At 40.6% G+C, this 25,469-nt stretch carries 19 protein-coding genes and 1 riboswitch; of the genes, 11 read left to right on the top strand and 8 right to left on the bottom strand.

Going from position 1 to position 25,469, the window contains the following annotated elements; genetic code table 11:
- Positions 1–13: 13 nt before the first annotated feature.
- Positions 14–1,498 carry a ketol-acid reductoisomerase gene (ilvC, locus tag IE199_RS08125; protein WP_189769032.1) on the bottom strand — a complete coding sequence of 495 codons (1,485 nt, stop codon included), beginning with the start codon at positions 1,496–1,498 and terminating at the stop codon, positions 14–16.
- A 167-nt stretch (positions 1,499–1,665) separates the two neighbouring features.
- Here ilvC and ilvY point away from each other — a divergent pair, with 167 nt between their 5' ends.
- Positions 1,666–2,544, top strand: coding sequence for an HTH-type transcriptional activator IlvY (ilvY, locus tag IE199_RS08120; protein ID WP_189769030.1), 879 nt, complete (start codon positions 1,666–1,668; stop codon positions 2,542–2,544).
- A gap of 11 nt (positions 2,545–2,555) precedes the next feature.
- On the opposite strand, the gene IE199_RS08115 is transcribed toward ilvY, so the two are convergent.
- Positions 2,556–4,079, bottom strand: a complete 1,524-nt coding sequence (locus IE199_RS08115) for a YifB family Mg chelatase-like AAA ATPase (RefSeq protein ID WP_189769029.1) — start codon at positions 4,077–4,079, stop codon at positions 2,556–2,558.
- Between the two features lie 452 nt (positions 4,080–4,531).
- On the opposite strand from IE199_RS08115, the gene ilvG reads away from it, so the two are divergent.
- From ilvG to ilvA, 5 genes are all read left to right on the top strand, one after another.
- A complete protein-coding gene (gene ilvG / locus IE199_RS08110; RefSeq protein WP_189769027.1) occupies positions 4,532–6,199 on the top strand; it encodes an acetolactate synthase 2 catalytic subunit in 1,668 nt (555 codons plus the stop codon).
- Positions 6,199–6,483 carry an acetolactate synthase 2 small subunit gene (gene ilvM / locus IE199_RS08105; RefSeq protein WP_189769025.1) on the top strand — a complete coding sequence of 95 codons (285 nt, stop codon included), beginning with the start codon at positions 6,199–6,201 and terminating at the stop codon, positions 6,481–6,483. The genes ilvG and ilvM overlap by 1 nt, the downstream gene beginning before the upstream one ends.
- A gap of 49 nt (positions 6,484–6,532) precedes the next feature.
- Positions 6,533–7,459, top strand: coding sequence for a branched-chain amino acid transaminase (locus tag IE199_RS08100; protein WP_189769023.1), 927 nt, complete (start codon positions 6,533–6,535; stop codon positions 7,457–7,459).
- Between the two features lie 114 nt (positions 7,460–7,573).
- The gene (gene ilvD / locus IE199_RS08095) at positions 7,574–9,436 is read left to right on the top strand and encodes a dihydroxy-acid dehydratase (protein ID WP_189769022.1); all 1,863 of its coding nucleotides are present in this window, start codon (positions 7,574–7,576) and stop codon (positions 9,434–9,436) included.
- A complete protein-coding gene (gene ilvA, locus IE199_RS08090) occupies positions 9,429–10,988 on the top strand; it encodes a threonine ammonia-lyase, biosynthetic (protein ID WP_189769020.1) in 1,560 nt (519 codons plus the stop codon). The genes ilvD and ilvA overlap by 8 nt, the downstream gene beginning before the upstream one ends.
- A 261-nt stretch (positions 10,989–11,249) precedes the next feature.
- On the opposite strand, the gene ubiK is transcribed toward ilvA, so the two are convergent.
- Positions 11,250–11,501, bottom strand: a complete 252-nt coding sequence (gene ubiK / locus IE199_RS08085) for a ubiquinone biosynthesis accessory factor UbiK (RefSeq protein ID WP_189769508.1) — start codon at positions 11,499–11,501, stop codon at positions 11,250–11,252.
- A gap of 123 nt (positions 11,502–11,624) precedes the next feature.
- Here ubiK and rep point away from each other — a divergent pair, with 123 nt between their 5' ends.
- The 4 genes from rep (at position 11,625) to IE199_RS08065 (ending at position 19,003) form a co-directional block, all read left to right on the top strand.
- Positions 11,625–13,646: a DNA helicase Rep gene (rep, locus tag IE199_RS08080; protein ID WP_189769506.1), complete on the top strand. Its 2,022-nt coding sequence runs from the start codon at positions 11,625–11,627 to the stop codon at positions 13,644–13,646.
- A gap of 346 nt (positions 13,647–13,992) precedes the next feature.
- Positions 13,993–15,903 (top strand): biosynthetic arginine decarboxylase, encoded by a 1,911-nt coding sequence (gene speA / locus IE199_RS08075; protein WP_189769018.1) that lies wholly within the window; start codon positions 13,993–13,995, stop codon positions 15,901–15,903.
- Entirely contained in the window at positions 15,903–16,838 is a 936-nt protein-coding gene (speB, locus tag IE199_RS08070; RefSeq protein ID WP_189769016.1) for an agmatinase, read from the top strand. The genes speA and speB overlap by 1 nt, the downstream gene beginning before the upstream one ends.
- A 254-nt stretch (positions 16,839–17,092) precedes the next feature.
- Complete coding sequence (locus tag IE199_RS08065) at positions 17,093–19,003, top strand: aminotransferase class I/II-fold pyridoxal phosphate-dependent enzyme (protein ID WP_189769014.1); 1,911 nt, start codon at positions 17,093–17,095, stop codon at positions 19,001–19,003.
- A 114-nt stretch (positions 19,004–19,117) separates the two neighbouring features.
- Here the strand turns inward: IE199_RS08065 and paeA are convergent, their stop codons facing one another.
- The 3 genes from paeA to IE199_RS08050 all read right to left on the bottom strand — a co-directional run bounded on the left by paeA (position 19,118) and on the right by IE199_RS08050 (position 23,137).
- Entirely contained in the window at positions 19,118–20,437 is a 1,320-nt protein-coding gene (gene paeA, locus IE199_RS08060; RefSeq protein ID WP_189769012.1) for a polyamine export protein PaeA, read from the bottom strand.
- A gap of 338 nt (positions 20,438–20,775) precedes the next feature.
- Positions 20,776–21,267, bottom strand: coding sequence for a hypothetical protein (locus IE199_RS08055; RefSeq protein WP_189769004.1), 492 nt, complete (start codon positions 21,265–21,267; stop codon positions 20,776–20,778).
- Positions 21,268–21,274: 7 nt separating this feature from the next.
- Positions 21,275–23,137: a tetratricopeptide repeat protein gene (locus IE199_RS08050; protein ID WP_189769003.1), complete on the bottom strand. Its 1,863-nt coding sequence runs from the start codon at positions 23,135–23,137 to the stop codon at positions 21,275–21,277.
- Positions 23,138–23,262: 125 nt separating this feature from the next.
- A riboswitch (cyclic di-GMP riboswitch) is annotated at positions 23,263–23,345 on the top strand.
- 279 nt (positions 23,346–23,624) lie between these two features.
- Here IE199_RS08050 and IE199_RS08045 point away from each other — a divergent pair.
- Positions 23,625–24,635, top strand: a complete 1,011-nt coding sequence (locus IE199_RS08045; protein ID WP_189769000.1) for a GGDEF domain-containing protein — start codon at positions 23,625–23,627, stop codon at positions 24,633–24,635.
- Here IE199_RS08045 and IE199_RS08040 read toward each other — a convergent pair.
- Complete coding sequence (locus IE199_RS08040; protein WP_189768998.1) at positions 24,632–25,093, bottom strand: 2-thiouracil desulfurase family protein; 462 nt, start codon at positions 25,091–25,093, stop codon at positions 24,632–24,634. The two genes, IE199_RS08045 and IE199_RS08040, sit on opposite strands and share 4 nt — an antisense overlap.
- Positions 25,086–25,421, bottom strand: a complete 336-nt coding sequence (locus IE199_RS08035) for a DUF3630 family protein (RefSeq protein WP_189768996.1) — start codon at positions 25,419–25,421, stop codon at positions 25,086–25,088. The genes IE199_RS08040 and IE199_RS08035 overlap by 8 nt, the downstream gene beginning before the upstream one ends.
- Between the last annotated feature and the right edge of the window lie 48 nt (positions 25,422–25,469).

Genomic DNA, 25,469 nt, shown 5'->3' with positions numbered 1-25,469 from the left:
TACTGATTGAGTTTTATAAACTCGCTTCTACGATACGCTTCATATCAGTCATGTAACCACGTAGTTCTTTACCTATGGTTTCAACACCGTGATTGCGAATCGCTTCATTTACTTCGATTAGGCGAATATTATCAACACCATTTGATGTATCAGCTAAGCCCTTGCCTAAATCTTCCAGTGATAATTGGCTGACAAATTCCTTCAGCATAGGTTGTGCTGCTTGAGTAAATAAATAGTTACCGTATTCTGCAGTATCAGAAATAACAACGTTCATTTCATATAACTTGTTGCGAGCGATACAGTTAGCAATAAGTGGCGTTTCATGCAGTGACTCGTAATAAGCCGATTCTTCAATAATGCCAGCAGCAACCATAGATTCAAACGCCAGCTCAACACCTGCTTTGACCATAGCAACAACAAAAATGCCTTTATCGTAGTATTCTTGTTCACTAATTTCTTCTTCACAATCTGGTGCTTGTTCAAAACTTGTTTCGGCAGTTTGTTCACGCCATTTTAATAAGTTGGCATCGTCATTGGCCCAATCTTCCATCATGGTAGATGAAAATACACCTTCAATGATGTCGTCCATGTGTTTTTCAAATAATGGGCGAAGAATACCTTTTAGTTGCTCAGACATGTCAAAAGCACGAATTTTTGCAGGATTTGATAGGCGATCCATCATGTTGGTAATACCACCATGTTTTAAGCCTTCAGTTACTACTTCAATACCATATTGTAACAGCTTACGTGCGTAACCTGGGTTCATTCCTTGTGCCACCATATGTTCATGGCCTAACACAGCAGCAGTTTGTAACATGCCACATAAAATGGTTTGTTCACCCATTAAGTCAGATTTAACTTCGGCAATAAATGACGATTCTAGAACGCCCGCACGGTCACCACCTGTCGCCGACGCGTATGCTTTGGCAATTGCTAAACCGTTGCCTTGTGGATCATTTTCAGGATGAACAGCAATTAAGGTTGGTACACCAAAACCACGCTTATATTCTTCACGAACTTCAGTGCCTGGGCATTTCGGCGCAACCATGATAACGGTAAGATCGGAACGAACTTGCATGCCTTCTTCAACGATATTAAAACCGTGAGAATAGGCTAACGTAGCGCCCTGTTTCATCAATGGCATTACTGCGTTGACCACTGAGGTATGTTGCTTGTCAGGGGTAAGGTTTAACACTAAGTCCGCATTTGGAATAAGTTCTTGGTAGTTACCAACGGTAAAGCCATTTTCTGTTGCCCATTGCCAAGACTGACGCTTTTCTGCAATGGCTGAATCACGCAATGCGTAAGAGATATTCAAACCAGAATCACGCATGTTTAAACCTTGGTTAAGGCCTTGTGCGCCACAACCGACAATAACGATATTCCAATCCTTAATGAAGTTACAGCCATCATTGAATTCTTCACGTTTCATGAAGCGACATTTACCCAGTTGCGATAATTTTTCACGCAGGCTTAGGGTATTGAAATAGTTACTCATAATATTTCCTTGGCAAAGTTCGTTAATAAATGGATTTAACGAGTCGGTTTTTTCTGATGTTTTGATAATAGCGCAAGATTTGTGTTGCTTAAAATGATATATTCGCATCGTTACATTGCATAAAGTGCAACGTATCTATTTTGACCACCACAAAAGCGAGAGGTGATATGGAGCAAAAATCACTAAAAATCTTTGTCGATTTAGCGCAAACCTTACATTTTGGTAAAACCGCCACGGCAAATCATGTCAGTACGTCAACACTTAGCCGTATTATTCAACGCATGGAAAGCGAAGTTGGCTGTGAATTATTGCTGCGTGATAATCGCTCTGTAGTATTGACCGAAGCTGGTAATAAATTTTTAAAGTTTGCCCTTCAGCAACTTGAACATTGGCAGATGTTGCAAATGTCATTGCATGAAAAGCAACAGCAGCTGCAGGGCAAGCTTCACATATTTTGTACAGTAACTGCGGCATACAGCCATTTGCCAACGTTGTTAGATAAATTCAGGCAGCGTCATCCCATGGTTGAAATCATGCTAGTGACGGGGGATGCCGCAAGTGCGTTTGACCAGGTAGCTGACAAAAAGGCCGATCTAGCGATTGCGGTAGAGCCTGAGCATCTCTCGCGGCAGTTTTACTTTAAGCCTTTAGCGCAAATACCGCTTGCGGTTATTGCTCCCAACCGACCTTGCCAAGTACAGCAGTTGGTGGATCAAAACGTTATTCCTTGGCGGGAGATTCCGATGATATTACCGGAGCACGGTGTCGCTAGAAAACGGTTTGATTATTGGTATCGACGAAAGCAGCAAGGAAAGCCTAATGTTTACGCTACCGTATCTGGTCATGAGGCGTTGGTGAGTATGGTGGCTGTTGGCTGTGGTGTTGGCATTGCCCCTCAAGTAGTTGTTGATAACAGCCCGGTGAAAGAACGAGTGCAATACCTCAGTAACGTAGGTGATATTGAGCCTTTTGAGCTAGGGATTTGCTGTTTAAACCAACAAAAATCAAATCCTTTGGTGAGTGCATTTTTGCAGGCGATCGAATAACACAGTATGCGCTAAGCGCATACTGCTTCGGTTAAGTGACGCAAAATTCTATCCATGGCTCGATACGATAACGCTTCCAGCAAGTGTTGATGTCCAATGTTGGCAGAACTTTCCATATCGGCTAACGTGCGGGCAATCTTGATGATCTTGTGATGGGCACGCGTTGACATACCAAGTTTTTCCACCGCCAGTTCGAGAAAATCATGATCGTCTGCTGTCAACTGACAATGCTGGCGTAAATCAGCGCTAGTTAGCTGGGCATTTGGCTTACCTTGTCGCTGTTGCTGAATGTTACGACACTGCTGAACACGTTCTCTGACAGTAGCACTTGATTCACTTTGTGGTTGACCATCTTTCCAAGTACCCTTTGGTAACCGAGCAACTTCAATTTGAATATCAATTCGATCGAGAAATGGGCCAGAAAGTCGATTTAAATATTTCAATACTTGTTCAGGTGTGCTGCGGTTATCGTTGAAAAACCCAGTCGGCGAAGGGTTCATTGCGGCAACCAGTTGAAACTGGGCTGGATAAGTTTGTTTGTGTAAGGCGCGAGAGATTGTAACTTCGCCAGATTCAAGTGGCTCACGCAATACATCCAGCACTTTGCGATCAAATTCCGGTAGTTCATCAAGAAACAATACTCCGTGGTGCGCCAATGAAATTTCACCGGGTTTAGGTTGGCTGCCACCGCCAATTAAAGCGGCGGCAGAGGCGGTGTGATGTGGAGTGCGAAAAGGTCTTGTTAGCCAAGAACTTGTCGATACATTGTGGCCGCTTATCGATTGAATCGCGGCTACTTCTATCGCTTCAGATTCAGTCATTTGTGGCAAAATATGCGGTAAACGGCTGGCTAACATGGTTTTTCCTGTACCAGGAGGGCCGATAAACAACAGATTGTGCCCGCCGGATGCAGAAATCTCTAAGGCGCGCTTTGCTAAAGGCTGGCCTATGACGTCGCTCAAATCCATATCTTCGAGTAATCGACAATCTTGAGGTGGACTGAACTGAGCAAAATCGAGTGTTTTTTGCCCAGTAAAGTGGGCAAACAAATCTTGAAGGTGATGCAGAGGGATGATTTCAGCGTGGCTAACCCAGGTCGCTTGCTCAGCGTTGTGCACGGGCAATACGAGTTTTCTTTCATCCGTTGCACAGGCCATGGCAACGGGAATTTCTCCGATAATTGGGCGAAGCTCACCAGATAATGCAAGTTCCCCGACAAATTCGTAATCTTTCAACGTCTGAGTTGGGATTTGATCTGAGGCTGCTAAAATTCCGACTGCGATAGGTAAATCAAAACGCCCGCCTTCTTTTGGCAAGTCCGCTGGCGCTAAATTGATAGTGATACGCTTGGCTGGAAATTCAAAACCGCAATTGAGCAAAGCACTGCGCACTCTATCTTTCGATTCCCTAACACTGGTCTCTGGTAAACCAACAATGTTAAACGCAGGTAATCCATTGGCAAGATCAACCTCAACTGTCACCAATGGTGACTCCAAGCCAATTCTGGCTCGGCTAAATACACAAGCTAAAGACATAGAAAATCCGTTTCGTTATTCGTCCTTGAATTTACAGTGTATACCCTGATCGAAAATTATTCGAATTGCTAAAACCACGTTATAACGGTCTGGATAAACTTGCGGGTAAAAAACTCTAAGAAAAAAGCTTGCACTTTGAATTAGAGCTATGATACTAATTTAAAAAGACAGGCAATTAGCCAATAAAAATTATTTATTTTCGGATTAATTGAATATTTATGCACAACTTTAGCTCAGTGATTATTAACATTCTCGTCGTGGTGATTATTAGATCTCCGCGGGGCCGTTTGTTGAGCTAAATTTTATTTAAGCACGAATCACAAACCCCCCGCTCCATAAGGACCGGGGGGTTTTTCGTATATGGAACTTACTTTACGTACACGTAAAGTTAACAACGACTGAAGGAGTCAACTAAACAAAACTGAATAGGTTTTGAATAGTTTAATCACACAATGACAACAGAAAATCAGTTTACAGGTGGGTCACTTTTATTTGATGTATTGCAACAGCATGGTGTCAATGAAGTGTTTGGCTATCCAGGTGGTGCCATCATGCCAATCTATGACGCGCTATATGATAGCGATGTAAAACATTATTTGGTGCGTCATGAACAAGGTGCTGCATTTTCCGCTATAGGCTATGCAAGGGCTACAGGGAAAGTGGGTGTTTGCTTAGCAACATCAGGCCCTGGTGCCACTAATTTGATCACTGGCCTTGCAGATGCACTTGCAGACTCCATTCCAATTGTGGCAATTACGGGACAAGTGGCTACCACGGCGATGGGATCCGATGCGTTTCAGGAAATTGATGTTTTTGGTTTATCACTCGCCTGCACTAAGCACTCTTTCCAAGTCAGAGATGTTAACGACTTGGAAAGCGTGTTACATCAAGCATTTGCTATTGCTTTAGAAGGTCGTCAAGGCCCTGTTTTAGTGGATATTCCAAAAGATGTGCAACTTGCTGCAGTGCAGAAACAATGTCTAAAGGTTTCAACTATTCCAAACAAAGTAAAATTGCCACCAGCAGACGTAACTAAAGCTTTATCGTTGCTAACGACCGCCCGTAAGCCCATCTTGTATGTTGGTGGTGGTGTCGGCATGGCCAATGCCATTGATGAAGTTCGCAGTTTTGCCAAAGAAACGGGTATGCCGTCAGTCTCAACACTGAAAGGTTTGGGTGCTTTATCTTCTGATGATAACCCATACTACCTTGGTATGTTAGGAATGCACGGTACTAAAGCCGCGAATATTGCGGTACAAGAATGTGACTTGTTAGTGGCGGTTGGCGCCCGTTTTGATGACCGTGTAACGGGTAAGCTAACGGAATTTGCACCTAATGCTCGTATCATTCATTTTGATATTGATACTGCAGAAATTAATAAACGCCGCTTTGCTGATGCACCGATTTTAGGCGATTTAAAAGCTAATGTTCCACTGCTTTCTTGTCAGCTGGAAATCGAAGAATGGCAAAACAAGATTGTAGAAATGAAACAGGATTTTGGCTGGCAATATGATCATCCTGGTCAAGGTATTTTTGCTCCGTCGGTTTTAAAAGAAGTCAGTGAAAAAGCCCCCAAAAATACTTGTGTTACTACCGACGTAGGTCAACATCAAATGTGGGCCGCACAACACATGAATTTTGATGACCCTCACAACTTTTTAACCAGTGGTGGTATGGGCACTATGGGCTTTGGATTGCCTGCCGCAATTGGAGCGCAAGTCAGTCGTCCTAATGACATGGTAATTGCAGTGACAGGTGATGGTTCATTTATGATGAATATCCAAGAACTTGGCACAATTAAACGCTTTAATTTACCCGTAAAAGTTGTGTTAATTGATAACGAAAAACTTGGCATGGTAAGGCAGTGGCAGGATCTATTTTTCCAAGGTCGATTAAGCGAAACGGATTTATCCGATAATCCTGATTTTGTCATGTTAGCGAATGCTTTTGGTATTAAAGCTAAACAAATTACCACTAAAGCAGAAGTTTCAGATGCAATTGCTGAAATGATAGATCACGATGGTCCTTATGTATTGCAAGTATGTATTGATGCACTAGATAACGTATGGCCACTTGTCCCCCCAGAAACGGCAAACGATAAAATGATGGAGAGCACCTAATGAATCAGTATCAATTGATCATCATGGCTGATGATAAACAAGTGGTGTTAGAGCGCATTTTACAGGTGACTCGATACCGTGGCTTTTTAATAAATGGCATCAGTGCCGAAGTCAATACTGGGACAAAAGTGGCGACAATTATTATGCAAGTTAGCAGTGAGCGCCCTATTGAGTTACTTGTCGATCAAGTGAACAAACTCATCGACATTAAGAGCGTCAGCGTGGACAATAGTGTAGCGTTTGAAAATAGCGCAACCCTTTTAAAATTAAGCACCCAAAACTAATAAAATGCTAATATTACTAGCGAAAGTTTAAAAAATTTAGGAAACGAAAATGGCAAAAGTAAGTGCAGAACTCATTTGGTTTAATGGCGAACTCATCCCTTGGCAAAATGCTACTGTCCATGTCATGAGTCATGCTCTTCATTACGGTTCATCAGTATTTGAAGGCATCAGAGCTTATAAAACTCACAAAGGTACTTGTATCTTCCGTTTGGAAGAACACATCGACAGATTATTTGATTCAGCAAAAGTGTATCGCATGAATATTCCTTTTACACGCGAAGAAGTGATGCAAGCGTGTAAAGATGCGGTAGCGAAAAATGGCTTAGAATCTGCTTATTTAAGACCACTGGCTTTTCTTGGTGATGTTGGTATGGGGCTTCGTCCACCAGCCGATGCAAAAGCTGACTTAATGGTTGCAGCATTTAGCTGGGAAGCTTATTTAGGTGCAGACGCAATTGAAAATGGCGTACAAGTTGGTGTTTCTAGCTGGAATCGCCTAGCGCCGAATACTATGCCAACAGCAGCTAAAGCTGGCGGTAACTATTTATCTTCACAACTTATCTCAATGGAAGCTGGGCGTCACGGTTACACCGAAGGTATCGCCTTAGATGTCAATAATATGGTCAGTGAAGGCGCGGGCCAGAACTTATTTTTAGTACGTAAGGGTGTTATTTACACACCATTTAGTACTGCATCTATTTTACCTGGTTTAACACGCGATACAGTGATTAAGCTAGCACGTAATTTAGGTTATGAAGTGCGTGAAGAGCCTATTTCTCGCGAGTCACTATACCTTGCTGATGAGTTCTTTATGACAGGAACGGCAACAGAAGTTGTGCCAGTTAAATCGGTAGATGGTTTACCTGTTGGTACAGGTTCTCGTGGACCTATCACTAAAGCTATTCAAGATGCATTTTTTGGCATCTTTAATGGTGCAACAGAGATCCCAGATAACTGGTTAGATGCTGTTGAGTAATTAGTTGTTAAGGTGGCCTATTCACTTAGGCCATCTTGTTCAAGTTTTATTATCAAAGCGCAACATCATTATGTTTTGATAATAAAATTTAATGTTAGAAACGGAAAACATGCTATGCCTAAATTAAGATCTGCTACTTCGACTCAAGGCCGCAATATGGCCGGCGCTCGTGCTTTATGGCGCGCGACAGGAATGACCGATAATGATTTTGGCAAGCCAATTATTGCAGTTGTTAATTCATTTACTCAATTTGTACCAGGTCATGTACATTTAAAAGATATGGGGCAACTGGTTGCAGGAGCCATTGAAGAAGCAGGTGGTGTAGCAAAAGAGTTTAATACTATTGCAGTTGATGATGGCATCGCCATGGGACACAGCGGAATGCTTTATAGCTTGCCATCGCGTGACTTAATTGCCGACTCTGTTGAATATATGGTTAATGCACATTGTGCTGATGCTATGGTCTGTATATCAAACTGCGATAAAATTACCCCTGGCATGTTAATGGCGGCTATGCGCTTAAATATTCCTGTGATCTTTGTCTCTGGTGGCCCAATGGAAGCGGGCAAAACTAAACTATCTGATCAAATCATCAAGCTCGATCTAGTTGACGCCATGATTCAAGGTGCTGATCCCAAAGTGTCTGATGAACAAAGTGCCCAAGTTGAACGTTCGGCATGCCCAACATGTGGTTCGTGTTCTGGTATGTTTACCGCTAACTCAATGAACTGCTTAGCCGAAGCTTTAGGTTTGGCTTTACCGGGTAACGGTTCAATGTTGGCGACTCACGCCGACCGTAAGCAGCTATTTTTACAAGCGGGTAAACAAATAGTTGAGTTAACTAAACGTTATTATCAAGATAACGATGAAAGCGCTTTACCTCGTAATATTGCTAATCGTGACGCTATGCATAATGCCATGTGTCTAGATATTGCCATGGGTGGTTCAACTAACACTATTTTGCACTTATTGGCGGTAGCGCAAGAAGCTGAAATCGACTACACCATGGCCGACATGGATAAGTTATCTCGTGAGGTTCCCCAGCTGTGTAAAGTGGCACCATCGACGCAAAAATATCATATGGAAGATGTACACCGAGCAGGTGGCGTTATTGGTATTTTAGGTGAACTAGCACGAGCCAAATTACTGAAGATGGATGTGACCAATGTATTAGGGACTTCCATGGCAGAGCATCTTGCACAATACGATATTAAAGTGACTGAAGATGAACAGGTGAAAACCTTTTATCGCGCAGGCCCTGCGGGAATTCGCACAACAAAAGCGTTTAGCCAAGATTGTCGATGGGACAGTTTAGATGATGATCGTGAAAATGGTTGTATTCGCTCATTAGAACACGCTTTTTCAACAGAGGGTGGCCTGGCAGTACTTTCTGGCAATATTGCGCTTGACGGTTGTGTGGTAAAAACGGCAGGCGTCGCGGAAGATAATTTAACTTTTACCGGCCCTGCACATGTTTTTGAAAGCCAAGATGACGCTGTTGAAGGTATTTTAGGTGGTAAAGTGGTTGCCGGCGAAGTGGTTGTTATTCGTTACGAGGGGCCAAAAGGAGGCCCAGGTATGCAAGAAATGTTGTACCCAACCACCTATTTAAAATCCATGGGATTAGGTAAAGAATGTGCTTTGATCACCGATGGTAGATTCTCGGGTGGTACCTCTGGTTTGTCTATCGGACATGTTTCTCCTGAAGCGGCCAGTGGCGGCGCAATTGGTTTAGTTGAAAATGGCGATATTATTCATATTGATATCCCCAATCGTGCAATTGAATTACAAGTTTGTGAGCAAGAATTAGCAAATCGACGTGCGGCAATGCAGGCAAAAAGCAATAAGTGGCAGCCAGTGGATCGTATTCGCCCTATTAGTTACGCCCTTAAAAATTATGCCATGTTAGCCACAAGTGCTGACAAAGGCGCCGTACGTAATCGCGATTTATTAGATGGGGTGGCCGCAGATGACTGAGTCTGAACACCAGGCACTACTGAGCGCACAAGCAGAGCAAGACCAGGCACTACATTATTTACGTCGAATTTTAATGGCACCGGTTTATGATGTTGCGGTTGAAACACAGTTGTCGCCGTTACATAAAATGTCTTCTCGATTAGGCAATAATATTTATTTAAAGCGCGAAGATCAGCAACCAGTACACTCGTTTAAATTACGTGGTGCATACAATAAATTAGCTCATTTAACCGAGGCTCAAAAACATCTGGGTGTGGTTGCGGCTTCCGCAGGGAACCATGCTCAGGGTTTAGCCTTGGCGGCAAAAAAGTTGGCGATTAAAGCGACGATATTTATGCCAATTACCACACCGGATATCAAAGTTGATAATGTGAAGCGCTATGGTGCGTCAGTTAAATTAGTTGGTAAAAGCTACAATGAAGCTGCATCTGCTTCATTAGAATTTGCCAATGAACATAACAAGACCTTTATTCACCCTTTTGATGATGAAGATGTCATTGCAGGCCAAGGCACAGTAGCAAAGGAGTTATTGCAACAGTTGCCTCACTGTGATGCTGTGTTTATCCCTGTCGGTGGCGGTGGTTTATTGGCTGGTATGGCGGTGTATTTAAAGCAATTAAAGCCAAATATTAAGGTGATTGGTGTAGAAGCTGAAGATTCAGCGTGCTTAAAAAAGGCGATGGAAATGGGCGAACCAACTGATTTAGAACAAGTTGGTTTGTTTGCTGATGGTGTTGCTGTAAAACGTATTGGTGAAACGACGTTTTCGCTCATTCATAAATATTGTGATGACGTGATCACGGTAAACACTGATGAGATTTGTGCATCAATTAAAGATATCTTTGAACATACGCGTGTTATCGCCGAACCTGCAGGTGCACTATCGCTGGCGGGGTTACAAAAATACTGTAAAACCAGTAAAGGCAACGAAACCTTATCGGCTGTTTTATCTGGTGCTAACATGAATTTTCATACCTTGCGATATGTATCAGAGCGATGTGAGCTGGGCGAGCAAAAAGAAGCAGTATTAGCGGTAACCATTCCTGAGGTTAAAGGCAGCTTTAGACGCTTTTGTCACGCTTTACAGGGCCGTGTAATTACTGAGTTTAACTATCGACAGGCAAGTGAACAAGCTAACGCTAATATATTTGTTGGCGTGCGACTTTCTGGTGTTGATGAACGAGAGCAGCTTATTCAGTTATTAAACGATCAGGACTATCAAGTAAAAGATTTTACCGACAATGAGCTGGCGAAGTTGCATATCAGGTACATGATTGGTGGCCAAAAAACCAATCAAGCTGAAGAGCGTATTTTTCGTTTTCAATTTCCTGAATACCCAGGTGCATTAGAAAAGTTTTTAGACACCCTTGGTGAAAGATGGAACATCAGTTTGTTTCACTACCGCAATCACGGTGCGGCCTTTGGCCAAGTATTAGCGGGCTTTGACGTGAGTAGCGATCAACAACAGGAATTTTTTGGTCATTTAGAAGCATTAGGGTATGAGTGGCAAGAAGAGACAGACAATCAGGCCTATCAATCTTTTCTTTCGTAATACGCCCAGTAATACTTAGTTACAAAGCCACCTTAATCAAAGGTGGTTTTTTTATATTTAATGCTTGACATAAAATGTCGAAAAGTGACATATTATGTCTCGTTAATGTTTGATTAACAAACAAGTTTGTTCGCTGTTGACCTAGCAACAATTGTACTTGTAGGTAAACCAACTCATGCAACTTGGTTCCAACCGCACACGGCTTATCTCCCCCAGTATCAAGCCGTGCCCTCGCCCAATGAATGTTCGTTGGGCTTTTTTTTATTTGTCGTTTAAACGTTGCTCTAACTGCTCAACTTTAGCTTCCAGTTCTGCAAGCTTTTCACGTGTTTTAAGTAAAACTTGTGTTTGCACGTCAAATTCTTCACGCGTAACTACGTCTAACTCAGAGAGTTTACGCTGAATAACTGTTTTGGTTTTGTCTTCAAATTCATTGGCGAAGTTTTTCAAGCCTGGTGGAATGGCATCCGTTACTTGTTTGGCAATATCTTCAATTTTTTTAGCGTTAATCATTTTAGTATCTCGCTTGATCTGCATATCTTGCTCGTATTGCTGTATTGTAATCGATTTAACAGTTTTTCCAATGGTAAAAACAGGGTAAAATCCACGCCCTTTTTTGAAAATGTAATGACGAAGATGAAACTCAATCCAAGACAAGATGAAGCGGTAAAATATGTCAGTGGACCCTGTCTGGTTTTAGCCGGTGCGGGTAGTGGTAAAACTGGTGTTATTTGTCAAAAGATTGCCTACCTGATTCAAAAATGTGATTACAGTGCGCGTAATATTGCTGCGGTAACCTTTACCAATAAAGCCGCGCGTGAAATGAAAGAACGTGTCACCAAAATGCTGGGGCGTGATTTAACTCGTGGATTAACGGTATCTACTTTCCATTCGCTCGGTTTAGATATAGTACGTCGTGAACTGAAAACACTGGGTTATAAACCGGGATTTACTTTGTTTGATGATCAAGACACTTTGGCATTGCTAAAAGAATTGACAGCAGACGAGTTAGATAACGATAAAGAATTACTTAACAAGTTACAAACCATGATTTCTAACTGGAAGAATGACTTGTTACTGCCAGATGCGGTGCTAAAACATGCAGTTGATGCTGACACTCGTTTATATGGTGAGTTTTATGCCAGATATCATAAACACATGAAAGCATACAACGCGCTAGATTTTGATGACTTGATCTTAATCCCTACGCTGTTATTACGGAATTACCCTGAAGTGCGCGAGCGCTGGCGTAAGAAAATTCGCTACATGTTAGTTGATGAATATCAAGACACTAATACCAGCCAATATGAATTGGTAAAACTGATCACCGGTGAGCGCGGTCGTTTAACTGTGGTAGGTGATGACGATCAATCAATTTACTCGTGGCGAGGCGCAAAGCCACAAAACTTAGTGCTTTTAGGTGAAGATTACCCTTCATTAAAACTCATCAAACTGGAGCAAAATTATCGCTCTAGTGGCCGTATTTTAAAATGCGCCAATATTCTTATTGCCAATAACCCACACGTATACGACAAAGCGCTATTTAGTGAACTCGACTACGGTGTTGAACTTAGGGTGTTGCAAACTAAAAATGAAGAACATGAAGTAGAACGAGTGGTTGGTGACTTGATCGGTCATCGATTTATGAATCGTTCACATTATAAAGATTATGCGATTTTATACCGTGGCAACCATCAATCACGCCTATTAGAAAAGGCGTTAATGACCAACCGTATTCCTTACAAAATCAGTGGTGGTACCTCCTTCTTTTCTCGGTCAGAAATAAAAGATGTCATGGCGTACCTGCGTGTACTTGTTAACCCAGATGACGATAATGCTTTTTTGCGTATTGTGAATGTACCTAAACGTGAATTAGGGCCTGCGACGTTAGAAAAGTTGGGTAGTTACGCGAATATGCGCCAAATTAGTATGTTTGCCGCAAGTTTTGAGTATGGTTTAGAAGAGTATTTAACAGGCCGTGGCTTAGCAAAACTCCAAGCGTTTACTCGTTGGTTAGTGGAAACAGCCGATAATGCAGAACGTGGTGATACTGCTGCCGTGCTTCGAAGCATGATCCGTGAAATTAACTACGAAGACTGGCTCTATGATTCATCACCTAGTGCCAAAGCGGCTGAAATGCGGATGAAAAACGTAACTGAACTCTTTAGTTGGGTAACTCAAATGCTAGAGGGTGATGAAGACGACGAACCGATGACGCTTGCGCAGGTGGTCACTCGTTTAACCCTTAGAGACATGATGGAACGTAATGAAGAAGAAGAATTTGCCGATCAAGTTCAACTCATGACACTGCATGCTTCAAAAGGACTGGAATTTCCTTATGTTTACCTTATTGGTATGGAAGAAGGTTTATTGCCACATCAAACCAGTATCGATGAAAACAACGTTGAAGAAGAACGTCGTCTTGCATACGTAGGGGTAACTAGAGCGCAGCGAGAACTCACGTTTACTTACGCTCGAGAGCGCCGCCAGTTTGGAGAGTTGTCACGTACCGAAGTGAGTCGTTTTATGTATGAAATGCCACAAGACGATTTAAATTGGGAAAACCATCAGCCTAAAAAAACTCAAGAAGAAAAACAGGCGACAGCAAAAGTTGGTGTGGCAAACTTGAGAGCGCTGCTTAATAAAGGGCAGGATTAATTGTTTTTTGTATATCTTTAGGCCTTCTTTTAATTTCGAGCAAAGAAGGCCGAAAGATAAATAAATTAATCAATATCTGTTTACTCACTTTTACATAACCTTTCTTCACATACATCTTTAAACCAGCAATTTCACTAACTGGTTTTACTCAATCATCTCATTATTTGCTCATTAACTTTATTGAGTTAATACTGGTAAAAATATCTCGGCGCAATGGTATTGATGCTTTTATTCTTAGCTAAACATCGATAAAAAAAAATGGTTATCAAGAGTAAATGTTTTTGTTGGACTAAGATTAACAATTGAGCTCTACTTGCGCCCTTTAAAACTCAGTAAAGGAAACTCAATGAATAAATCAACCCTTGATGCAATCCGCGCTACTTATAATGTTAAGCATTGGAGTCAAGGTTACTTCGGTATTAATGATCAAGGTAATGTTTATGTCGCGCCAAATCAAAGTATGCAAGAGCATACGGCAGATATTACTGACATTGCCAAGCTGATCAAAGCGAAGGGTTTATCATTACCCGCATTAGTTCGTTTTCCTCAAATTATCCATCATCGAGTTGAGAACTTATGTGGTGCTTTTAATCAAGCAATTTCTGATTACGGTTATGAAAACAAATACTTGCTTGTCTACCCGATTAAAGTAAATCAACAACGAGAAGTGGTAGACAGTATTCTTGCCAGTCAAACGGATAAACAAGTGAGTCAATTGGGCTTGGAAGCTGGTAGTAAAGCGGAGCTTTTAGCGGTATTGGCGCTTGCGCAAAAAGCATCGTCGGTGATTGTGTGTAATGGCTACAAAGACAAAGAATATGTGCGCTTAGCGTTAATCGGCGAAAAACTTGGTCATAAAGTACATCTTGTATTGGAAAAGATGTCTGAGTTAGAAATGATTTTGGCTGAAGCTAAAACCTTAGGTGTAACACCAAGGTTAGGTATTCGTATTCGCTTAGCTTCACAAGGAAAAGGAAAGTGGCAAGCAAGCGGAGGTGAAAAGTCGAAATTTGGGTTATCGGCATCACAAGTATTGAAAGTGATTAATACACTGCAAAATGAAAACATGATGGACGCGTTGAAGCTTGTTCATTTTCATCTCGGCTCACAAATGGCAAATATTCGTGACGTGCGTTTAGGTGTTAGTGAAGCTGCGCGTTTTTATTGTGAATTAAGAAAGCTTGGCGCAGCAATTGATTGTATGGATGTAGGGGGTGGCTTAGCCGTGGACTATGACGGTACACGCAGTCAATCTCATAACTCGATGAATTATAGCCTAGCAGAGTACGCCAATAATATTGTGCACACCATTGGTGATACTTGTCGTAGCTACGAAGAGCCTATGCCGTTAATTATTTCGGAATCTGGGCGTGCTCTGACTGCTCATCATGCAGTGTTAATTTCTAATGTTATCGGTGCTGAGTCTTATACACCTGAAAACATAGAAGCGCCAGATGAAGATGCGCCACTTATCTTAAACAATATGTGGTTGTCATGGCAGCAGTTAAGCAAACGTAACGACGATAGAGCTTTGATTGAAATTTATCATGATAGCCAAGCTGATATTCAAGAAGTGCATCATCAGTTTGCTTTGGGGTTATTAAGTTTAGCTCAACGAGCTTGGGCTGAGCAGGTTAACTTGAGAGTTTGTTATGAACTCAATAAGTTAATGGATACTAAAAATCGATTCCATCGTCCTATTATTGATGATTTAACTGAAAAACTGGCAGACAAATTTTTTGTTAACTTTTCGCTGTTTCAGTCTTTACCTGATGCATGGGGAATTGACCAAGTATTTCCAGTATTACCATTGACTGATTTAGATCGCTGTGAAGAGACAAGAGCCGTTTTACTCGACATTACCTGTGACTCTGATGGTGCGATCGATCATTATGTTGATGGACAAGGCATAGAAAAAACGTTACCCGTGCCAAGCTGGAAAGAAGGAGAAGAGTATTTGCTGGGCTTTTTCCTAGTGGGTGCTTATCAAGAGATTTTAGGTGATATGCACAATCTGTTTGGTGATACACACAGTGTTGTTGTTCATTTAGATCATCAAGGCGATATAGAAATCACGGAAATCAATGAAGGTGACACCGTAGAAGAGATGTTAACGTATGTTCATTTAGAGGCGAGTAAATTTAAGCAAACGTATAGCGAATTGGTCAACAATAAGTTACCTAAAGCAGAGCGTGAAGCAATATTTAACGAGTTGGTTTCAGGGCTAAATGGTTATACTTATTTGGAGGACTTTTAATGTCCATTTTAACGAGCAGTGTCTTTAATCAAGTTGATAACTCTATCTATTCTAACGCCATGACATTTTTGCGTTCGCCGCTGATACAAGATCCAACAAAGGGCGATGCTGATGTGGTGATTTTAGGCTTGCCATTTGATATGGCAACCTCTGGTCGCTCTGGCGCAAGGATGGGGCCTGACGCTATTCGTCAAGCCTCTATTAACTTAGCTTGGGAAGGTCAACGTTTTCCTTGGGACTTTAAATTATCCGCGCAATGTAAGATCTCGGATGCGGGTGATTTAGTGTTTTCAGCTGGCGACAGTGAAGAATTTTGTGCACGGGTTGAAATGGCCGCTGATGAAATTTTAGCATCAGGCAAAAGCCTGTTAAGTTTTGGTGGTGACCACTTTGTGACCTTGCCTTTGTTACGCTCTCACGCGAAAAAATTTGGCAAAATGGCGCTGGTGCATTTTGATGCTCATACCGATACCTACGATAACGGCAGCCGATTTGACCATGGCACTATGTTTTATCATGCGCCAAACGAAGGGCTAATTGATAAAGAAAAGTCTGTGCAAATAGGTATTCGTACCAATTATAAGCAAAAAGACCATGGCTTTCATGTAATTAATGCGATGCAAGCCAATGATATGTCAGCAACTGAGATAGTTGAGCAAATTAAACAAACCATAGGTGATTTGCCGGTATATTTAACTTTTGATATCGATTGTTTAGATCCGGCGTTTGCGCCTGGTACAGGTACACCTGTATGTGGTGGTTTAACAACTGATAAAGTGTTGAAAATCCTCAATGCTTTACGTGGTATAAACTTGGTTGGTATGGATGTTGTTGAAGTGGCTCCAGCGTACGATCAAAGTGAAACGACTGCGCTAGCAGCAGCCACTATAGGTGTTGATTTATTGCATTTATGGGTAACAAGAGGCGAAAAGTAACGCCTACTTGTTTGATTGAACATGCTAGTGTTATTCCTATTGGTGTTAACACTAGCTTTGGTTTCATACTCAGGATAGTAGCGGTTAGAGCTTGGCCGTAGATCAGTTTGCAACCCGCAAATGTACCTATGTAACAATGGAAAAGTTAACGCACATTGACGATTTATTTAACAAATAACCGATAATCATTTCACAAGCTTCAACGCTTTGTTTATTCTAGGGAATATTTTCCCAAATTAACTGCGGATATTGTTATGTTGCCTCTCCTTCGAATCTTACTGATTGAGCAAGATCCTAGTGTTTTGCAAGAGCTTTCAGTGAACCTATCTAAGATAGTGCCTAACTTTGAACGACAAGATATTGATATCGATATTATTGAATGTCTAGACCTAGTAAAGGCATTGGAATGTATCAAGGAAGATGGCGATATTCAGGCGGTGGTATTAAGTTGGGATATTCACAATAAGAGTGAAGAGCGCATTTATAGTCGTTTTATCGAACAACTTAAACAGATTCGCCTTGAATTACCGGTTTATGTCATCGGTGACGATACCAAAGGTTTGGAGATTGTTAATGAATCGGAAGAGATTGAATCTTTTTTCTTTAAAGATGAAGTGATTTCCGATCCAGAAGCCATTTTAGGTTATATGATTAACGATTTTGATGACCGATCTGAAACCCCATTCTGGACAGCGTATCGCCAATATGTTGGTGAGGCTAACGATTCATGGCACACTCCGGGTCATAGTGGTGGCTCTAGCTTTAGAAATTCGCCATATATTAAAGATTTTTATCAGTTTTATGGGCGCAATGTTTTTGTTGGTGATCTTTCAGTATCAGTAGATTCGTTAGGATCATTGTCAGACAGCACAAATACCATTGGCCGTGCGCAAGAGTCTGCCGCTGCAACGTTTGAAGTCAAACATACCTATTTTGTCACCAATGGCTCGTCCACTTCTAACAAGATTATTTTACAAACCTTGTTGCGTAAGGGCGACAAAGTGATCATTGATCGCAACTGCCATAAATCAGTGCATTATGGCATTTTGCAATCAGGCAGTTTTCCCGTTTATTTATCAAGTATTTTAAATCCCAAATACGGGATATTTGCGCCACCATCGTTGGCCGACATCAAGCAAGCCATTGAACAAAATACCGATGCAAAACTGCTGGTACTAACGGGGTGTACCTATGATGGCTTGCTTAGCGATTTAAAACAAGTGGTAGATTTTGCCCATCAACATGGTGTTAAAGTGTTTATTGATGAAGCTTGGTTTGCTTATTCTTTGTTTCATCCGAGCTTTCGTTACTATTCAGCAATTCATGCAGGTGCAGACTACGTTACTCACTCAGCACATAAAGTGGTTTCAGCGTTTTCTCAAGCGTCATATATTCACATTAATGACCCTGATTTTGATGCCGATTTCTTCAGGGAAATATATAGCATTTATGCCAGTACATCGCCTAAATATCAGCTGATTGCGTCACTGGATGTTTGCCAAAAACAGCTGGAGATGGAGGGCTACAAATTACTGAATGCGCTATTGAATCATGTGCAAGAGTTTAAACAACATATGTCTTCGCTCAGTCATATTAAAGTCTTGGAAAAGAATGACTTTATGAAAATCTTCCCACATTTTACTGGCGATAACATGGGGCATGACCCATTAAAGATCCTGATTGATATCAGTGAACTGCCCTACTCGTTAAAGGACATTCACAAGTTCTTGTTAGACGAAATCGGTTTGGAGATAGAAAAATACACCCACAGTACTATCTTGGTTTTACTTACCCTAGGCGGTACACGTTCAAAAATTATCCGTTTGTACAATGCTCTGAAGAAACTGGATAGTGGCAAGGTCAAACTCGCAAAATCGACTCGACGCTCTCGTTTACCTGAAAATTTACCTGCTATTGATTTAGCCTGTATTCCAAGTGATGCCTTTTATGGTGATAGAGAATCGTTACCTATCGACAAGTGTAACAACCGTATTTGTGCGGGGTTAGTCACGCCTTATCCTCCGGGCATCCCTTTGTTGGTGCCTGGACAGAAAATCACACAAGAGCATATTGAATATCTAAAAGAGTTAGCTGGGCAAGGCTTGACCATTCAAGGCAGTTTTGACGGTGAAATTTATGTGTTAAAACGCGAGGATCAGCAATAAAAGCTGCAGCTTATCTGGTGAAAACATATCGATAAAGTGAAGCACTAGGCTTCACTTTATCGTCGTATCCTTTTAATTCGCTTCTTGTTCAAAATTAGCGACAACCTCAAGCGATTAAGAGGATATTTTGCCCTCATCTTGTATAGCATCTTCTGAGTCGGTTAAGCGAGTGACTAATAGCTGTTCCACTTTTATACCGTCAACGTCGATGGCTTCAAATTTAAATCCATCGTGAATGACAAAATCGGTGCGTTTGGGAATGCGTTTTAGGGCAAAAATCAAAAATCCAGCCAAGGTTTCGTACTGGCTATCATTTGGAAATTCGTTGACCTCTAGCAACTTCATTACATCTACTATGGGAGTAGTACCATCCACTAACCAAGAATTGCTGTCGCGCTGAACGATTTGCTCTTCACCGTGAATGGTGACCAAATCACCCATAAAGCTGCTCATTAAGTCTTTTAATGTAACAAGACCAACCACCATAGCGTATTCGTTAACGACAATGGCAAAAGGCTGCATGGTCGATTTAAACTCATTAAGGGCTTCTGATAGTGTTAGCGTTTCTGGTAAATAAAACAGCTCTTTTTGGATCATGCTCTCAGTTAAATGGGTAGATTCTCCCATCAGCAGCTGGCGTAACATTTGTTTCGATTCAACTGAGCCAACAAGCCGATCTAAGTGCCCGTCACATACTAAAAAGTGATTGTGTGGTTGTTCTAAGATTTTGGAACTGATTGTTGCGCTATCATCTTTAATATCAAAATAAACAATGGCGTCTCGAGTTGTCATTGCACTAGATAAAGTACGACCCTCTAGTTCTAAAACATTGCCAATAAGTTGATATTCCTGTTGCTGTAATGAGCCATGCTCTGCACCTGCGTCCATCATGGCGACGATATCTTCCGTAGTCACCACTTCTTCTCGCACTGTAGGTACGTTAAATATGCGTAGTACTAGGTTAGTTGTACTGTTAAAAAACAATACAAATGGCGTTAAAGCATAGGTGATACCGTTCATCAAAGTAACCACTTTAGCTGCAACCGCTTCAGGCATGATCATGGCTATTCGCTTGGGCAACAAATCAGCAAATAAGATAAATAAAGATGTAATTGCCAAGAAAGACAATACAAAGCTGATTTGTTCAGCCATTGGGCCAGAATATACTAGCGCAACAAGTACAGAGGTATATGGTGTTAGTGTTTGTTCACCAATTATTCCACCTAATATTGCGATGGCATTGAGCGATATTTGTATCATGGCGAAAAAGCTACCGGGCTGTTCTTGCAGACGAATAACAGCTTTAGCCTTTTCATTTCCTTCATCGGCCATGACTCTTAATTTGATTTTTCGAGAGGCAGCGATGGAGATCTCTGACATAGCAAACAATGCACCTAACAATATCAAGAGGGTAATGCCTAATACGTCACTCATAAATTACTCCAAATTATAATGTCGACGGGGCGTTAGCCCTCGTCTTGCTCCACTACAGAGCCGCGCAATTATTATTGAATATTGAGTAGTCAGCAACAAATTTCTTTTGTTTATAAAATACTCAGTAAAGCTGAAGAAATTGAGTTTAATTTAGCATGCCAATTTATTGTGATGCTTATGATTTTAGGTAAGTTTTATTAATGCGGTTGAGCTAAATCATTCAACACAGTGTGGTGATTTTTTATTCACTTATTTTTGTTTATGCGGAGGAGTGCAACCTTTGATATAACATCAGACTAAGACAACCAAGACTGCACTTTATTTATAGAGGTTTAGTGTTAACTTGCTTTTTCTAAGGTAGATTCTATGTGAAATACCATTGCTTCGCTAAACGCGATAAGCCCAGATAAACTGTTGGTGCTCCATGCTCGTTTGATATGAGAGTCGAGTGTGCCCACATAACCGGTAAATCTACGAAAGCTGCCTTTTTGGTAAGTCTCATAACACTTTTGCGTAACTTTGTGCATCTCACCGTTGCCTTTGACGCTAGCCGCAAAAATAGAGCTGTAGTTATTTACAAAGGGGCCAAACACTTCAATCACTTCACTACTGGCACCAGCGTCTTTTGCCACCTTTAAACGATGTTTTAAGCTTTCTTCGCTTTTTCTGGCAATAATTGCAAATGATTCAACTAAGATTTTAGATTCTTTTTTATTGTTTTTTAATTCTTTGCGCGTAGTTAAAAGTTGTTGGTGTAAACCTTCTGCTTTGAAGTAAAAATAAATGCTTGCTGCGATAAAAATCCCCGCAATACAGAGTATAACGATCATAAAAAACCTATAATTTATAACCTGAATGGTCAGCTTTCGTTGAGTCACTCAAACGAGATAAAAAGATATAGGGGTCTATATCTTGAATATTTGGAGTTTGACAATCGTAACTAACTTTCAATGAAAACTCACCTAAATTTGCAAAAAAATGCATTTCGATAGACTTAGCAATTTTATCAAGATTTTGCAGCAAATTTTCCGGTGAATGATATGGCGCTAAAAATAGATATTCTCCCTGATTTATTAAGCCGACTTGAATAAACTCATCGTTGGTTTCATTGATAATCGTGGCAATAGCAGAAGATACTTCATTTAATACTCTTTGACTAAATTGGAACGACAACTCATCCCAATTTTCAATAGTGAAATAACCAACAGCGACAGGAACTTCAAATTTCCTTGCCATTTTAAAGTGGTACTGATACATCTTTTTGGTTTCAGTTGGCCCTAAAATATAGTCAACAGGTCGCTCAACCTCATCGTATGCCGTATTTAGTCTATGTGCTCGAAATTTAAAGCCAAACCATAATATAACCAGTAGCAAAATGGCGATAATAGAAGACAATATAACGATTAACTTACCTTGTTGTTGGAATTTAACTTGGTACTCGTTAGACAAGGTCGCCTCGGTAGCTACGTTGATCAATATGTCTCTACTTTTATTATTTGCCTCATTGGAAGAATGTAACATATGGCTCGACAGGTGGTGTTTATGAGAAAACTGCTGCTCTAGGTTGGCATAAAGTAAGTAGTGTTCAATTGCTTTTTCTGGTTGATTTAACACCTTATACATATTTGCTAGCAGTAAATGTAGCTCTATTTGATCCTCGGTAAGCTCGGTAGTTACCATTAAGGTTTCAGCTTTTTTCAAATAATAAAAAGACTCTTTTTGTTGTTCTAATTTTTCTAAAACCTTTGCTAAATTGAGTAAGCTCGTTAAATAAGGGTGAGGTAAGTTGTAACCTTTAAAACCCTCATTGGCGTAAACAAAATATTGTAAGGCGTTTTTGTAATCAGCTTGTTGAAAGAAGACTTGACCTAGGCCCGAAGCCGCATGAGCAATTCTAATAGGGGCTTTTTTATCGGAGGCATGCTGATGAGCTTCCAAAAATGCGTTATAGGCATCATCAAGTAAACCTGAGGTTAAATAGGAACGCGCTAAATTAACATAAGTCTGATCTATGTTACTGGTTCTTTCCATGCTAAAACGCAGTTTGAGAATTTTGTGGTATAACTCAATTGCTGTGTCGTTATCGCCAATATAATACCGCGCATTTGCCGAGACACTTAAAAGCTCAATACGCTCTTTAAAATGGGTATGTGTTGCCAATAAACGTTGTACCTGATCGAGATCTTCTAATGCTAAATTGTGTTCATTGATTAAGGCATTGGCCATGGCACGGTAGCATAATGCCAAAATATGAAATTCAATATGATTAAGTTGTTCAGCCAATAAAACGGCAGCTTGAGCATGTTTTTTGGCTTGTTGAAACTTTCCTTTATAGTAGAAACCTGAGGTTACCTTAAGCTTAAGTTTAAGGTTGAGTGAGCGGTCAACACCAATAAGTTCTACACCGTCCTGTGCAAATTGCATTGCTCGAGCAAGATCGCCTGAGTTGCTTGCAGAATCGGAAAGTAGAGAAAAAACTTTAGCTAAAATGTTATTACTATATAGTTCTCTTTCTGAAATGATTTTTTGTGATAAAGCGATGACTTCATTATCATTCAATAATTCTGCATCTTGCTCAAATAATTGATTAACGGCTTCAATATTCGCAGAGATACGTTCGCTTTTTTGTGCAAATACGGCGGTGGAAAACCCAATTAAAAATGTTATTAGAAGACAAAACAGCGCTGTTCTTCTTATCATTGCTAGTTTCCCTTCACTTTTTAATTCAGATAGTTAACGTCAAATTTTACTCGATATAGCTTATAAACAAATTAAAGGGTTTACAACCGACTTTGAATGCATATAATAACTATTGAGCAGCTAAAGCTCGATAAGGGCAAATCTGGTGAAAGCCAGAGACGCAAAGTTACCGGTCTAAGGGGAAACCTACGATAGCGGAACTACCGAATTTAGACATAGTGGGGGCTTGTCTTTTTTAGGCTTCCCTATTAACGGCTTCGATTTAGGCACTGACTTTGCGTGCTCCCTTGTCCCCTAGTAACTGCTCTTTCTTCAAATATTCTCTTTTAAATATTCCTATTTTTCTTTTGTTCTAACAATTACGGTATTTTTCGTAAAATATTTCCCGTAGTTACATAATAAAGCTAGCACTTTGTCTAATTTTGCTAGAGAATAAGGTCAGAACAATAATAAAAAACACGACAGTATTTTTAGGGGGGTGGAGATTGTGAAGTATCATGATTCCATCAAACAAGCTGAACAAAAACTAGCACTTGCAGTCAAGCAATTGCATCTTTGGCAGCTTCCTGCTACCCCGATCAATTATGCTATTAGTTATGAGTTTGTTTCTGGTAAACAACCTGAACTAAATAACAAAATCCAACAACAAATTTCGCTAGGTCGAAAACTCGATAATTTCTTTTGTGAACAGCTCTATGCAGAGTTTGTATTAGGACAAAGTAAATTTAGAGATGAGATCATCACAGATATCGATGACCTAATCGGTGATATACAAGCTAATAGTCAGCAATCTGTGCACTATGCCGATGGCCTGATCTCGAAAATAGATCAGAATGTTGTTGCGCTTAAATCTAACAATAGATCAGAAGTGACAGCTGCAATTGAAAAAATTGAAAAAGCATCACGATCTTTTAGACAAAAACAACAACAATTGTCAAAACAATTACAAATCACAAAACAGCAATCACAAGCGCTCAAAATAGAACTGGAACAAGTCAAAAAAGAAGTCTATCTCGATGCTTTAACTGGACTTTACAATCGTAAGGCACTTAATAAACATTTAGATCTTTGGACAAAAGAAGATCCGAATAAACGAGTTGCGGCAATTGTGGTGAATGTTGATCAATTAAAATTGGTTAATGACAAATTTGGTAGCTTAATTGGTGATGTTTTGTTGTCAAAAATAGCCAATAAAGTTGGAAGTTACGTTGGAGAAAGTGGCCTTCCTGTTAGAGCCGGACACGATGAATTTTTAATTCTATTACCTGATGTTGAGCGTACTATTGCAGGGGAAATTGCAGAAAAAATTCGTCAAGGTGTAGAAAAACTACGATTTGTCAGCAGCAAATCGGGTGTTCGACTTCCGCAAATGACCATCTCTATTGGTGTTAACGACTTTAGACTTTCACAGAATGTCGATTCTATAATCAATTACACTCGTAGCCTAGTTACTGATATTCAGCGAAGTGGTACCAATCAAATAACGGTTGCTAGTTAATTTTGGTTAACCATTTTTATTAAATCGTTCAGATCCTGTTCGCCATACACGCGCACCCCATGTTGTTTAAGTAATTTTGCTGTTATGCCACTACCGGGTATTTTGCTACCCGAAAATTCCCCGTTATAGATAAATTTACCGCCACATGATGGGCTTGATTCTTTCAGCAATGCATAGCGAATTTGATGTTGTTGACATATGCTTAACGCCATCTGCGCCCCTCTATTAAAAGCATCAGATACATCATTTCCTTCAATATCCATCACCTGGCCGGTTGCGGATTGAATTTCTGCTGGTGGACGGGGAGTTAGTAACCCACCCGCAACCTCAGGGCATAATACAACTAAACGTTGTTGCTTTTGCCACAAATCAATTGTTTGACTGAGCAACTTTTGGTGGCCGCCATCATAGCGCACACAATGCCCCATTAAACATGCACTAACTAAAATTTTATCCATCGGCATTTTGTGTTTTGATTAAAGTCTTAAATAGCGACTCAATATGAAGGACTGTGTGTTCGCTTAGCGACTCTATCCATATTGATTGGCTATAATATTCAAAATGTAGCCAGTAATCAGCGTTACCATCAGTAACAAGGTAAGATTCTCTATCTAGTCCACGATTAGCTTCTTTTACCGATAAGCCGGCATGCTGCTCTGTAATGATTTTAGCGATAACTGTAATATCTTCTTGTTGCCACTGTGGCTCACAGGAAAATACAATTACCTGCTGGAAATTTTCTTTAACTTTAACGGTAAAATTAACAATCAATTGATCTAAACCCAAGAAAGTGCATTCTAGAGCCCTATAATACAAAAAAAACTAAGACAGCTT

It is taken from the genome of Thalassotalea marina, from assembly GCF_014656435.1.
Taxonomy (GTDB): Bacteria; Pseudomonadota; Gammaproteobacteria; order Enterobacterales; family Alteromonadaceae; genus Thalassotalea_C; species Thalassotalea_C marina.
Note: the sequence above shows the minus strand (reverse complement) of the source record. Positions and strands in the feature narration are given on the sequence as shown.